General features: G+C 42.4%; 11 protein-coding genes and 2 tRNA genes. 10 read left to right on the top strand and 3 right to left on the bottom strand.

Annotation, left to right across the window (positions count from 1 at the left end; genetic code table 11):
* Nucleotides 1-2: 2 nt before the first annotated feature.
* Nucleotides 3-845, bottom strand: a complete 843-nt coding sequence (locus tag BC659_RS13330; RefSeq protein WP_133475294.1) for an N-acetylglucosamine kinase — start codon at nt 843-845, stop codon at nt 3-5.
* A 158-nt stretch (nt 846-1,003) separates the two neighbouring features.
* Between BC659_RS13330 and BC659_RS13335 the strand changes: the two genes are divergently transcribed.
* On the top strand, nt 1,004-2,593 hold the full coding sequence (locus BC659_RS13335; RefSeq protein ID WP_133475295.1) for a S41 family peptidase: 1,590 nt from the start codon (nt 1,004-1,006) through the stop codon (nt 2,591-2,593).
* Nucleotides 2,594-2,641: 48 nt separating this feature from the next.
* The gene (locus BC659_RS13340) at nt 2,642-3,394 is read left to right on the top strand and encodes a DUF2490 domain-containing protein (protein ID WP_133475296.1); all 753 of its coding nucleotides are present in this window, start codon (nt 2,642-2,644) and stop codon (nt 3,392-3,394) included.
* 13 nt (nt 3,395-3,407) lie between these two features.
* Here BC659_RS13340 and BC659_RS13345 read toward each other — a convergent pair whose 3' ends face one another.
* The gene (locus tag BC659_RS13345; RefSeq protein WP_133475297.1) at nt 3,408-6,737 is read right to left on the bottom strand and encodes a T9SS type B sorting domain-containing protein; all 3,330 of its coding nucleotides are present in this window, start codon (nt 6,735-6,737) and stop codon (nt 3,408-3,410) included.
* 247 nt (nt 6,738-6,984) lie between these two features.
* Here BC659_RS13345 and BC659_RS13350 point away from each other — a divergent pair.
* The 5 genes from BC659_RS13350 (at nt 6,985) to lpdA (ending at nt 10,501) form a co-directional block, all read left to right on the top strand.
* Nucleotides 6,985-7,057 (top strand) — tRNA-Lys (locus tag BC659_RS13350).
* A gap of 56 nt (nt 7,058-7,113) precedes the next feature.
* Nucleotides 7,114-7,182 (top strand) — tRNA-OTHER (locus tag BC659_RS13355).
* 80 nt (nt 7,183-7,262) lie between these two features.
* The gene (locus BC659_RS13360) at nt 7,263-8,069 is read left to right on the top strand and encodes an SDR family oxidoreductase (RefSeq protein ID WP_133475298.1); all 807 of its coding nucleotides are present in this window, start codon (nt 7,263-7,265) and stop codon (nt 8,067-8,069) included.
* A gap of 29 nt (nt 8,070-8,098) precedes the next feature.
* Nucleotides 8,099-8,920 (top strand): SAM hydrolase/SAM-dependent halogenase family protein, encoded by an 822-nt coding sequence (locus tag BC659_RS13365; RefSeq protein ID WP_133475299.1) that lies wholly within the window; start codon nt 8,099-8,101, stop codon nt 8,918-8,920.
* Between the two features lie 174 nt (nt 8,921-9,094).
* Complete coding sequence (gene lpdA, locus BC659_RS13370) at nt 9,095-10,501, top strand: dihydrolipoyl dehydrogenase (RefSeq protein WP_133475300.1); 1,407 nt, start codon at nt 9,095-9,097, stop codon at nt 10,499-10,501.
* A gap of 190 nt (nt 10,502-10,691) precedes the next feature.
* On the opposite strand, the gene BC659_RS13375 is transcribed toward lpdA, so the two are convergent.
* The gene (locus tag BC659_RS13375) at nt 10,692-11,120 is read right to left on the bottom strand and encodes a putative quinol monooxygenase (RefSeq protein ID WP_133475301.1); all 429 of its coding nucleotides are present in this window, start codon (nt 11,118-11,120) and stop codon (nt 10,692-10,694) included.
* 155 nt (nt 11,121-11,275) lie between these two features.
* On the opposite strand from BC659_RS13375, the gene BC659_RS13380 reads away from it, so the two are divergent.
* The 3 genes from BC659_RS13380 to BC659_RS13390 are packed head-to-tail and all read left to right on the top strand — an operon-like array spanning nt 11,276 to nt 14,374.
* Nucleotides 11,276-11,746 (top strand): (2Fe-2S)-binding protein, encoded by a 471-nt coding sequence (locus BC659_RS13380; RefSeq protein ID WP_133475302.1) that lies wholly within the window; start codon nt 11,276-11,278, stop codon nt 11,744-11,746.
* Between the two features lie 36 nt (nt 11,747-11,782).
* A complete protein-coding gene (locus BC659_RS13385) occupies nt 11,783-13,939 on the top strand; it encodes a xanthine dehydrogenase family protein molybdopterin-binding subunit (protein ID WP_133475303.1) in 2,157 nt (718 codons plus the stop codon).
* Between the two features lie 27 nt (nt 13,940-13,966).
* The gene (locus tag BC659_RS13390; protein WP_133475304.1) at nt 13,967-14,374 is read left to right on the top strand and encodes a c-type cytochrome; all 408 of its coding nucleotides are present in this window, start codon (nt 13,967-13,969) and stop codon (nt 14,372-14,374) included.
* The last annotated feature ends 3 nt before the right edge of the window (nt 14,375-14,377 follow it).

Raw genomic sequence — 14,377 nt, forward strand, 5'->3', positions numbered from 1 at the left:
TTTTAGCGGTGATATTCAATTAGTCCCTGCATAGGTGCTTTCAGTACCCTGCCCAGTTCCAGTTCATACGTATTACAAAGGTCCTTTAATACATCTTTGAAACCAAATGCGATGCTGCCAACAAAATGAATGGGGTGTGTCCAGCTTTCCCGGTATTTATATAAATGGGTAAAGAAGAAATCATTGAGTCCGTCCTCAATAATATTTTCAATCATATAATGCCCACGGTTCTCCGCCAGAAAAATGGCGAAAGAAGCGAGATACCTGTTGGCCAATGGTTTTTTGTACACGTTTTCCAGTATTTCCATCGGTGTGGTCTGGAACCTTTTTTCAAAACGTGCTTTCAGTTCTTCATCGTAAGTGTTGTATAGATAATATTGGATCACTTTTTTTCCAAGATAAGCGCCACTACCTTCATCGCCGAGTACATAACCAAGACCCGGACTGTTTTTTACCATCTTTTTACCGTTGAAAAAACAGGAGTTGGCACCAGTGCCTAAAATGCAGGCAACACCTTTGCCCTTGCCACAAAGTGCACGGGCTGCGGCAAGCAGGTCGTTCTGTACCTCCGTTTTAGCGCCGGGGAAAAGTTTTTTAAGCACCGACTTAACCACCGTTACATTTTTGGGGTTGGCAAGACCGGTTCCGTAAAAAAATACCTCCTTGACCTGAAATTTCCTGAGTTTGGGCAGGAGTTCTTTTTCCAGCAGTTCCAGAATCTGTGCACCTGTAAGAAAATAAGGGCTGATGCCCTGCGTAATAATGGTTTTCGCTTTTTTACCATTATCCAATACACACCATTCACATTTTGTGGCACCACTATCAGCGATTAATCTTACAGGCATAGAATCAATTTGAGACCGGAAAATACAAGAAGTCACGAAGTACGAAAATTTTAATGAGAAAACAGTCCCTTTTATCGAATCATTCTATTACTAATGCCTGTTAGCCATTCATCCTGAACAAAAAAAGAACTTCATGCCGAAATTCAGATATTTGCACAATGGGAAATAATAAGTTAAAGGTTTGGTTGCCCCTTCTTTTTGCATTGGTAATGGTATTGGGTATGGTGATAGGCTACCAGTTGAGAGATAAAACACAGGGTAGCCGTTTTCTCAGTATCAATAAAAGAAGCGCCTTACAGGAACTGGTGGAACTGATCAGGAGTAAATATGTGGATCCTGTTCAGGTAGACAGCCTTACACAGGTGGCTGCAGATGAATTATTGTCGAAACTAGATCCGCACTCTGTTTATATTCCAGCCAGGGACCTGATGGAAGTGAATGAAGAACTGATGGGCAATTTTCAGGGGATCGGTGTGGAATTTCAATTATTCAGTGATACAGTGAATGTGGTTACGGTAATGAAGGGAGGCCCTTCGGAAAAAGCGGGGATACAGGTAGGAGACAGGTTTATAAAAGTAGATGATAGTATAACGATTGCTGGTGTGAAAATAAAACCCGACAGGGTGAGGTCTTTGCTGCGCGGTCCTGCCGACTCTAAAGTACAGGTTACCTTACTGAGGGGTGGGGAAGAGAAGAAAGTGATGATTCAGCGAGGCACCATCCCTGTTCCAACCGTGGATGTTTCTTACATGATTGAACCCGGGAAAGGATTTATCCGCATTAATCGTTTTGGGGAACCTACCTATGAAGAGTTTATGCAGCAGCTTGAAAAATTGCAGGCCCAGGGCATGAAAGAATTGATTCTTGACCTCAGAGGAAACGGTGGAGGATTGTTAAAAGAAGCGACTGATATAGCGGATGAATTTCTCGATGGCGATAAACTGATTGTTTATACCGAGGGCGAACATATGCCAAAGATGGAATACCGCTGCAAGCGCGACGGCTTATTCGAAAAAGGTAAGTTGGTGGTATTGGTAGATGAAACTTCCGCTTCTGCCAGTGAAGTGCTGAGTGGAGCTTTGCAGGATTGGGACAGGGCCACCATCATTGGCCGCCGTTCTTTTGGTAAGGGTTTGGTACAACAACAGTTTCAACTCTCTGATGGTAGTGCTGTACGTTTAACCATTGCCAGGTATTTTACTCCGTTGGGCAGAAATATCCAGAAACCATACAGCAATGGTAAGGCAAAGTATGAAGAAGAACTGGTGAGCCGTTTTCACAATGGTGAACTGGTAAAAGCCGATACTGTAAAACCGGTAGGTAAATCTTATAAAACACCTGGTGGTAGAATGGTGTACGGCGGTGGCGGTATTACACCGGATGTATTTGTGGCCTATGATACCACAAAGCTTGATTCCACACTCACTGCCATGTATTACAAGAACACGATGAACAATTTTGTATATCGTTTATACCTGAATCAATTATCAAAATTCAGGACCTACAAAACACCTGAACAGTTGTATAAGGAATTTTCGCCCGGCGAAGCTGAATGGCAGCAACTGGTATCTTTTGCTGCAAAAGACAGTATCAGGCTGGCAAGTGCCTCAGGAAAAGACAAGAACTTTTTATTGCAAAACGTGCAATTGATGATGGCCCGCCAGATATGGCGCACACAGGGTTATTATGAAGTACAGAATAAAACGGATAAAACAGTATTGAAGGCATTGGAAATGCTTAAGCAATAAGATAATTTTAGCATCACACATTTCATCTCATAGCTATAATAAGTTTTCATGAAGCGGAAATATTTGCTGGTACTGGTTGTTTTTCTGTTGGGCAATGGATTTGCATGGGCGCAGCCTAAGAATACATCGCATGCATCGCAGGTATGGCTGGCTTATTTTAACCAGACCCGGCTCAGTAATAAATGGGGGCTTTGGGGCGATTTTCAACTACGTACAAGAGAAGATCTGGTGGTTGATCTTTCAACGGGTATCGCAAGGGTAGGACTTACTTATTTCGTGGACGATAATGTAAGGCTTACGCTGGGCTATGGTTTCATTAATCATTATCCTGCCAATGATAATATTACCATATCACAGCCCGAGCACAGGCCATGGCAGCAGGTACAATGGTTTACAAAGAATAAACGAACCAGACTTATGCAGTATATACGTCTTGAGGAAAGATACAGAAAGCGTTATTTGAATAATAATACACTGTCTGATAGCTATGCTTTTAATTTCAGGGTTCGGTATAATATTCTTTACCAGGTACCCTTGCATCCGGCCGGACTGATTCCCAAGAAACTATCGGCGCTATTTAATGATGAACTGCATATTAATTTCGGAAAAGAGATTGTGAACAATTATTTCGATCAGAACCGGCTTTTTTTGGGTTTCAACTATGCTTTTGATGCCAATAATAACCTTCAGTTTGGCTACCTGAATACTTTTATACAAACGGCTGCCGGAAACCAGTACCGAAATATCAATGCCTTACGGGTAGCCTATTTACAGAACCTTGATTTCAGAACGAATAAATAATTTTTTTGGGTATTTATCTGAGTAGTACCAAAGTACCGGCTTGTTGCTTTTCCTGTCCGGTAGCTGTTTTGTAAGTAATCTTATAAACATAAGTGCCTGGGGGTTGTGCCTGTCCGGCCAATGTGCCATCCCATCCTTTGGCGATTGTTGTGGATTCAAATACCAGCATACCCCACCGGTTCCAAATCTGCATCCGGTAACCCGGTAAGGGAACCGGAACCATGGCCTGAAATACATCATTCTTTCCATCACCATTGGGTGTAAATGCATTGGGCACCATGATTTCAACACAAAAAGTATGGGTAATCGTTATCTGATCGGTTCCATAACAACCATTTCTGTCGCGTACTTCTAAAGTATAGGTGCCGGGTTGCGACAAGCCATGTGGATTTTGTGTACTTCCATCACTCCAGTTATAATTGGTATAACTGGGCAAATCAATCATCAGCGTGCCGGTACTACAGATAACGGTATCTTTTGGCAGAAACTGATAAGGGGTATCAATCATAAATAAATCAGTAACCACTACAGAATCGCAACCCAGATAGGTTTTCAAAGAATCGGTATAAGTACCTCTGTTTTTTTGCCATGCACCAGCCAATAAAACAGAGTCGCCTCTGCAAATTGCCAGTTGTCGGCTGGTAAATTTAACAGGGTTCACCGTCAGGTTGAGAATGCGTACACTATCGCAACTGCTTACACCGGTAAATACATCTGTATAAGTACCTGTGGTATTATAGCCCATATAACTGTTATTGGCACAGATGGTAATATTTACAGTAGTCGCAGGTGGTTGGTAATTATAAATGCCGATATTGTTGGAGGAATCTTTTTCTTCAAAAGATCTGTTGGCAGGTATGATCCGGATATGGTTGCCATTATCATTTACTGAAGCATAAATGGTGCCTGTACCAATATGTTTGATGGATCGGGTGAAGGTTTGCGATTGTGCAAATAAAGTATCAGGAAGTATAAAGACAGGTCCCAGTATAACAGCTGTATCGGTAAGCGGGTTGCCTTTGTAAAAACTAACCTGCAGGTTTTTAGGTAATACGCCTTTTCGGTAACTGTTGGTGATGGTAAAGTTTACAGATAGACTATCTTTCGATAAACAGTTGGCATTGTTCATTATAACCGTGTAATCATTTACAGGCGGTACTTTGATGGTTATAAAAGTCGTATCAAAGCATTGGTACTGGCTTCTCACTGCGAGTCGCTTGGTTCGTGTAGAATCTGCTACTAAATAAGGAGAGGGGCAGGTGGTACAATTCAACTGTTTGGCATCGCTCCAGGTATAGGTTGAAGTAAAGCTGGGATCAGGGAAAGTACCTCCACGGATAAATAAGGTATCCTTTGGTTCCATGGTTGTGTCAATTGGCGATACCACTGCTCTGAAGCGGATATTGTTTACACGCAAAACATTATTGGTATAATTCAATTCTTTCAATAAGGTATTGGGTAAGCTGATAGGCAGCGAAGTGCCGGTATCGCCCACTACGGCGTATAGACTATCAATTTGTCGGTAACCTATATCGAGGATATGCGTATAGTAAACACCACAGCACCTGCCTTTGATACTATCGGGAACAATAAAAGTAGTATCGATTTTTTTGGCACCCGGTAAAGTGGGGTTGCGATCATAAAAGCTAACCGGGGTTTTGGGAGCAATGGGTTTAAAACCACTGTTACAGATAATGAATTCTAAACGTACTTTGGTTTCCTGAAAACAATTTGCCCTGCTCACAAATAAATAAGCTTCTGAAGTGGGGTCCAGTACATTGATGCCCAATACGTTCGTAGTATCCGAACAGGAGCCATTGGTAGCAACCAGTCTCACATAATGAGCTACTGATTCCTGAAAAACATAACGCAGGTTGGTAGCAGAAGATACTTCCTGCTCGTTCTGGTTATTATCATTTCGCATCAGCCACTTGTAAGTGGTGGCATTAAGGGATTGATTGGTAAACAGAATACTATCCAGTAAAATGCCGGCTTTTGATGCAATACTTTTTTTATCGCTGTAAAAGCGGGCAATCACACCACATCCAACAATTACTTCATCGCGGTAAGAAGCAAAACAGGTGCCTCCATTAAAAGCTTTCAGTGTAACAATAAATTTACCCTGTGTAGTAAATGTATAGGTGAAATCAGTTGTAGTGGCTACTGGCACATTGTCTATGAACCATTGATAGGAACTTGCACCGGTAGAAGTATTGGTAAAACTGATAAGATCACCTGTTTTGGGAACACTGATATTTCTGGTAAAACTTGCTGCTATATTATCACTGCAGGGTTTATTGCATTTGTATTCCAGTAATCCGGTTCGCTGTGTATTGATCGCAGCACGCATACGCAGTGCCTGACCAAGTGTAAACTGATTGGCGCAGCCACTGTTCCCATAATCCATAAAGTTTAGTCCGAAGTCAGTAGTATCTCTGGGGAAAAACCCATTGGAATAATTCGATAGCGTATCTGTACTGCAGGAATTAACGCCACTAGGGCTGCTGCATGCATTGGGATTAAAAGGGAAGCCATCGGGTGGGGTATCGCAAACCCTGTCGCCCTCTGTTTCACAATTGTTATTGGTGCAGGAACCTTCAAACGTATGGTATAGTCCAAGATAATGCCCCATTTCATGGGCAAATAAAGTGCCGAAACCTGTGATGACAATGCCGTCTGAAACACCGCCACCCGGAGGCATCGTAGCATATCCACCCGCATTCAGCCGGGTCCAGGTATCGCAGGAAAATTCGGCACTGATTTCTCCAATGATATTATTCACCAACCATACATTGATATAACGTTGCGGATCCCACTGGGCCAGTCTTTTCAGGCGGTCATCTTCCGTATACATGTTCAGATTATCACCATAAGTTGATACCACCCGATTAATACCATTGGTGATGCCGCCGTCAGGGGCTTTCTGCGCCAGACAAAAACGAATTTTTGTATCTGCACCTGTACTGCCCACATAGGCGCCTGTTTTTCCAAAAGCATCATTCAGGTCCTTAATGGCGTTCTGAATAGTGGCATCAGAAATACTGTAAGGATTTTGATTGATAATGTGAAATACTACAGGTAAGGTAATAATGGTATCAATCGTATTTGATTTTTTGATCTGAATATCATGATTCATTTTCATTTCCTGAACACGGAACATGCTGGAGCTTCTTTGTATAGACATCAGTTGATCGAAACTACAGAGAACGGTAGCAGGAGGATTGTTGGGATTAAAAGGTTGGTTCGGTTTGATGGCATTGTTTTGTTGAGCCTTTACCCAGGTAAAACCAAAAGTGGTGAACAATACAAAAAAAAGGATATGGATATGCTTACAATGCTTCATCAAAAAATCGTTAACGCAGATATTGTTTAAATCTAAGATACAAGATGTAGGGAAAGCGTGGCTTGTGAAAATATATCTCCAAAGAGAAGTATGTGGACAAAATGAAAGCTTTGGTACACATATAATGAGTTGAATGTGAGTAAATCGTATAAAAAAGAAGCATAAAAATTTGGCGGTATTTTTATTTCACCTATTTTTGCACTCCCAAAACGAGATATAGCGATATAAATCGTTGATTAAAGGGTAAGATTCCGTAGCTCAGTTGGTAGAGCAATACACTTTTAATGTATGGGTCCTGGGTTCGAGTCCCAGCGGGATCACAAAAGAAAGGTTACTACAGAAGTGGTAACCTTTTTTTATGCCCAATTGCCATGCTGATTCTGCAATTGGTGAGAGCATCCCGATTTTATCGGGAGGGTCCTGGGTTCGAGTCCTAGCGGGATCACTTCAAAAAGAGGCTGTTTTCAGCCTCCTTTTTTATTTCGTGGATCGATCCTGTATTTTTGTGATTCAAATCTTTTAAACATGTCGCAGTTCCTTAACAAAGTAGTAGTCGTAACAGGTGGTTCAGATGGTATCGGTAAAGCACTCGTCGAAGCTTTTTTGCAACAGGGCGCTAAAGTAGCCACCTGTGGAAGGAATTATGATAAATTATACCAGTTGCAATCAACACATAGCACGCAACCACTACTTATTCATACGGCAGATGTGAGTAAAGAGCAAGACTGTAAACAATTTATAGATCAGGTGATCAAATCATTTGGTACCATTGATATACTCATTAATAATGCCGGGGTATCGATGCGTGCATTGGTCGAAGATGTGGAACTGGATACCATCCGTAAAGTTATGGACATTAATTTCTGGGGAACCGTATGCTGTACTAAATTTGCCCTTCCGCATATCATTAAAAATAAAGGAACCGTTGTGGGTGTATCGTCCATTGCCGGGTATCGCGGACTACCAGGCAGAAGTGGTTACTCAGCTTCAAAATTTGCCGTACATGGCTGGCTCGAAGCATTGCGCACCGAATTACTGGACTCAGGCGTTAATGTAATGTGGGTTTGTCCGGGTTTTACCAGTTCCAATATCCGCAATGCTGCACTCAACAAAGCCGGACAATCGCAGGGCGAATCGCCGATGGATGAAGGTAAAATGATGAGCTCGGAAGCATGCGCACAACATATTCTGAAAGCCATCGAAAAAAGAAAACGTACCATCGTACTTACTTTCACCGGTAAGGAAACTGTTTTGCTGAATCGTTTCTTCCCCTCACTTGCCGATAAGCTGGTACGCAAGTTTTTCTTCAAAAACGGTGAGTTGGTGAAATAAGAATGACATCCTGACGTTAATTAGGCGGCATGCCCATAGTAACGTTGACAACTGATATAGGCCAACGCGATTTTCTCGTTGGTGCTATCAAAGGACAGTTCCTGCAACTGGATCCTACAGTGAATATTTGTGATATTACCCATTACCTGCCGCAAACCAATTTTCCACAGGCATCCTATATCTGTGCCAATGCCTTTAAACATTATCCGTCTGGTACTTTTCATGTGGTAATCGCAAACCTCTATGAATCGCCCCTGAAATACCTGCTGATGGCCAAACATCAACACCAGTATATCATCTGTGCAGATAATGGCTTGCTAACTATGATTACAGGAGAAAAACCTAAAGAGATAGTATCTATTACTTTAAGTAACGCTCACAACCTGTTGCAAATCACATCTGCTGTGGCAGTTGCTGTGAATACCGTTTCAAAAACCGGACAGCTAAGTAGTATTGGTCAGATAATTGATACGATCGATGAAAAATACCCGCTACGTCCAACCATCGGTCCCGATTGGATAGAGGGACAGATTTTGTTTATTGATCAGTTTGAAAATGTGGTTATCAATATAACAGAAGCGGAATTTAATGAACATCGGAGAGGTAGGGGCTTTAAAATCGTATTTAAACGGAATGAAGTCATCGAAACCATCAGCACCAGTTATGCATCTGTACCGGAAACGGAAAAACTGGCCTGGTTCAATTCAGCCGGTTATCTTGAAATAGCCCTTCGAAATGGAAATATGGCCGGACTTTTCGGCTTGCAGGGCTTTAACGAACAACTGCAGAAAACCCCTTCCGTAGATACCAGCTGGTTCTACCAGACCGTGAGGGTGTTTTTTGAGGGGTGAGGTACTAGGTGCTTGGTACTGGGTACTAGGTATTAAGTTAGATTCCTTACTCACTACTGACTACTCACTACTCACTCCGTCCATTCACAATTCACCATTCACCATTCACATTTTTCAGTATTTTCGCATCCGCAACGGCTGAGGCCGCAATTCTTCTAATCATCAATAAATTATATGGCATACGACGTAATCGTAATTGGTAGTGGTCCCGGAGGTTATCCGGCGGCTATTCGTGCTTCACAGCTTGGCTTTAAAGTGGCAATCATTGAAAAAGAGAGCCTTGGTGGTATCTGTCTGAACTGGGGTTGTATTCCAACCAAGGCACTGTTAAAAAGTGCCCAGGTGTATGAATATATTAAACACAGTACCAGCTATGGTATCAACGCAACAGGTACACACGATTTCGGAGGTGTGATCAAGCGTAGTCGTGGGGTGGCAGATAAGATGAGTAAAGGTGTACAGTTCCTAATGAAGAAGAACAAGATTGATGTGATTATGGGGTATGGAAAAGTACAGTCTAAAGGAAAAGTAGAAGTAACCGCAGCCGATGGCTCAAAGCAGGTGGTGGAAGCTAAATATATTGTGATTGCAACCGGTGGCCGCAGCCGTGAATTGCCGAACCTGAAACAGGATGGTAAAAAAGTAATCGGTTACCGCGAAGCGATGGTATTACCAGAGCAGCCCAAGAGCATGATTATCGTGGGTAGTGGTGCCATAGGTGTTGAGTTTGCCTATGTATACAACAGCATGGGAACCAAAGTAACCATCGTTGAATTTATGCCACGTATTGTTCCGGTGGAAGATGAGGATATCTCAAAAGAACTGGAAAAACAATACAAAAAACAAGGTATTGAAATCATGACCAATGCATCTGTAGAATCGCTCGATACAAGCGGTACAGGAGTTAAGGCACTGGTGAAAAAACAGGATGGTACCACCGTTACACTCGAAGCAGAAGTGGTATTGAGTGCTGTAGGTGTGGTAGCCAATATTGAAAATATCGGACTGGAAGAGAATGGTATCAAAACCGAAAAAGGAAAAATTATCGTTGATAAGTTCCAGCAAACATCGGTTGCCGGTATCTATGCCATCGGAGACTGTTCTCCTGGTCAGGCATTGGCACACGTAGCCGCCAAAGAAGGTATTAACGCTGCGGAACATATGGCGTATCTGGAGAAGAAACACCATCATTTACCCGAAGCCATTGATTATAACAATATCCCGGGCTGTACCTATTGCATACCTGAAATTTCAAGTGTGGGTTATACCGAGAAAGCTGCAAAAGAAGCAGGCTATGAAATTAAAGTAGGTAAGTTCCCGTTTGTGGCCAGTGGTAAAGCCAGTGCGGCAGGCGCAACAGAAGGTTTTGTAAAAGTAATTTACGATGCCAAATATGGGGAGTTCCTGGGCTGTCATATGATCGGTTACAATGTAACTGAAATGATTGCAGAAGCGGTTGTGGCCCGTAAGCTTGAAACCACCGCGCATGAAATCCTCAATGCCGTACACCCGCACCCAACCATGAGCGAAGGGCTCAAAGAGGCAACAGCAGCGGCTTATGGGGAAGCGATTGATATATAGAAAATGTCAGATGGCAGATCTCAGATTTCTGATGTCTGATTTCTGATGTCTGATTTGAAGGAATAGTTTAACAATGCCGGACTTTTAGTTCCGGCATTGTTTATTTTATAACCATGACACTGCTGCTAATCTCTGCGTACCCGGCTTCTCTGCGGTGAATTTTCTTCAGATTATATGTGTGCTGGGGAAATTAATGATTAGGTTTTTTTGCAAATCCAATCATGGTTACATCCATCAGTTCAAGTGATGTTACCATATCTTTTACGGTGTCTTTGTATTTTTTGAAATGGGATGTCAGAATGTGTTTTTGATAAGCACTTGTATCAGCATAGATTTCTAATATGGTAATGCTGGAAGGATCTTTTTTATCAGCTACAGCATAATAGGTTACAACTCCGGGCTCTTTAGCTATAGCTGTTTTCATTTGTGTGAGCAGGGCCTTGTTATAGGCGTATAATTGTACAGGATCGACCTTGATTTTTGCTAAACGAACCATCTGTTTCTGCTCTTGTGCCTGCAGTAGGTTTATTTGAGAAAATAACCCTGAAACCAGCAGAAAGGTAGATAAGAAGGTCTTCGGTTTTTTACGGTAAAAACTGATGGTATCTGTTGTTTTCATAAGGAAATGATGTTTTAGGGATAAGATATGACGATGTAAGAAAGGTAAGTGTATGTTTATTTGCTGCAGGTCGTTGAAAATGGAAAAAAAATCGGAACTTTCTGTCTTATTATCTGTTCTGAAAAATTATCCTGAATCTGCTAAATTATATCATCATGGCTACTTTTAAACTACATGTGAACGGAAAGGAAAAACAAGTAGACGTTGATCCGGCTACCCCTGTTTTATGGGTACTGCGTGATCACCTCGAGCTTACCGGTACTAAATACGGATGCGGTGTTGCAGCCTGTGGTGCCTGCACCGTCCATCTTGATGGTGTACCCGTCAGATCCTGTCAGTTGCCGGTAGCAGCGATAGGTATCAAAAAAATCACCACCATTGAAGGGCTCTCAGATAACAATTCACATCCAGTGCAGGCAGCATGGATTGAAGAGCAGGTGCCGCAGTGTGGTTATTGTCAGTCGGGCCAGATCATGGCTGCCGTAGCCTTGCTGCAGAAGAAAACATCGCCTACAGATGCTGATATTGATGCGGCTATGCAGGGGCATATTTGCAGATGCGGAACCTATCCGAGAATCAGAGAGGCCATCAAAAAAGCATCTAAAAAAATGTCTGTCAAAGGGTAGTGCCTGCCATTTTTAACCACAACAATGATCTCCATTATGGAACCAAAAGATATCTCAAGAAGAAAATTCATCAGAGCAACCGGACTATCAGCCACAGCGCTTACACTGGGTTTTTATTTTTCCGGTGAATCAAAAGCCTCTACGATCATCAAAGGAGAGGATGCAGAAAACTATGGTGTTTCGCTCAACTCATGGATACATATCGATACCAACGGAAAAGTGACCATAGTATGCCACCGGGCTGAAATGGGTCAGGGCGCCTATCAGGCTATTCCGCAAATGATTGCAGAAGAATTGGAAGTGAATTTAAACGAAGTCAATATCATCTTCGGTAAAGGCGATACGGTTAAATATGGCAGCCAGGTAACCGGCGGCAGCTCAACTGTACGTGGTTCTTATAAAAACTTATTGAAGCTTAGTGCCAGTGCACGCGACATGCTGATCACAGCAGCTGCTGCCAAATGGAGCGTGTCCACTGCAGAATGTTTTGCTGAAGCCGGACATGTTATCCATCGCTCATCCGGAAAGAAAATGCATTACGGAGAATTGGTGGTAGATGCTTCAAAACTCGAAGCACCTAAAAATGTGCAACTCAAAAAAGTAGCCGACTATAAATTGATCCGTAAGCCGCTTCCCCGTCAGGATACACCTTTGAAAACAAATGGTACAGCTGTTTTTGGTATTGATAAAAAAATACCCGGCATGCTTTACGCAATGGTAGAACGCAATCCGCGTTTAAGGGGTAAAGTAAAATCATATGATGATAGTGCCGCACTTAAAGTACCCGGTGTGAAAAAAGTATTCAAGGTAACTATGAAGGTATTCAGTACCGACAGGGAAGGTGTGGCTGTAGTAGCAGACTCAACCTGGGCAGCCATGCAGGGACGAAAAGCCTTGAAGGTAGTATGGGATGATACAGGCTTTGAATATGTAAGTACGGAAGAGATCTATAAAAAAATGAAGGCCGAACTGCAATCCAAAGATGGGTTGTCTGCTAAAAAACAAGGTGATCCTGATCCGGTATTGGCACAGCAGAAAAATAAACTGGATGTAATCTATGAAACGCCATATCAGGCGCATGCCTGTATGGAGCCATTGAATTGTGTGGCACATCATAAAGGAGATTCCATTGAAATATGGGGCCCTATTCAGGCACCTGATTGGGTACAGGGCGACATCAGCCAGAAAATGGGTATTAAAAAAGAAAATGTGCAGGTGAATATGACATTTCTTGGAGGGGGCTTTGGACGAAAAGCATTCCTGGATTATACGCATGAAGCCTGTTTAATCTCAAAAGAAGCAGGAGCGCCTGTTCAGGTTATCTGGACACGTGAAGACGATATGACACAGGGGCCATTCCGCCCAGGTGTAAGCTACCGGGCAGAAGGAGCAGTAAATAACGGTGAAATCACCGCGGTTAAATTCAGGATGTGTGGACAGAATATCGGGCATTGGATGGGTAGTAAAAAAGATGTGCCCAACGATAGTGTTCTCGAAGGCTTTCAACCACATTATTTTGATAATATTAAAAACATCAGTTTCTCAGATATTCCATTTGAAACACCGGTACCCATTATGTGGTGGCGTTCTGTATATGCATCTACCAATGGCTTTGCATATGAGAGCTTTATGGACGAATTGGCTGTTGCTGCGGGTAAAGACCCATTGGCTTTCAGAAAGCAATACCTGAAGAACGAACGCTGTCAGAAGCTATTGGAAAAAGTGGAAGAATTATCGGGATGGAAAGCCAGAAAACCCAAGCAGGGATATGGCGTTGCCATTACTGAGTGTTTCAGTAGTACTGTAGCACAGGTAGTGAAAGTATCCAAAGATGCCACCGGAAAAATTAAGATAGATAAGGTATGGGCCGTTATAGATTGTGGTTGGTATGTGAATGCCGATACGGTACGTGCGCAGGTGGAGGGTTCTATTATTATGGCATTGGGTGCAGCCACCAATCATGAAATTCACTTCAAAGACGGATTGGCCGTTGAGAAAAATTTCACCACTTACCGGATGCCGCGAATCAACGAGATTCCACCGATAGAAGTACATATTATGGATAATAATGAAGATGCCGGTGGCGTGGGAGAGCCTGGCCTGCCACCATTTACGCCTGCATTGACAAATGCCATTTTTGATTTAACTGGTAAGCGGATCAGAAAATTACCATTTGATCTGGCAAAGGTTTGATCTGTTTATGTTTGATAATTTATAAGTATGAAAAAAAAGATATTTACAGTTAGTACAATTGTTTTCATCGTCATCATTACCAGCAGCTTTATACAGAGTGATGTACAAAAAAGTATCGCAAGGGGTAAAGAAGTATATGGTCTCTATTGTCAGAACTGTCATATGGAAGACGGGAATGGAATGCCGGAAGTAAATCCGCCTTTGGTAAAAGCCGATTATATGAAAAGACCTGCCAAAGATTTGATCAGTGTTATACTGAAAGGTTCCACATCCAGTCTTACTGTGAATGGGAAAAAATACCTGGGTGCCATGCCGGCACAGGAATACCTGACGGATGAACAGATAGCAGATGTGTTAAATTACATAAAGAACAGTTGGGGCAATAAAATTCCCGGACCCATTACACCCGCCATGGTGAAGGCCCAGCGTAAATAAGTT

Source organism: Sediminibacterium goheungense (assembly GCF_004361915.1).
Taxonomy (GTDB): Bacteria; Bacteroidota; Bacteroidia; order Chitinophagales; family Chitinophagaceae; genus Sediminibacterium; species Sediminibacterium goheungense.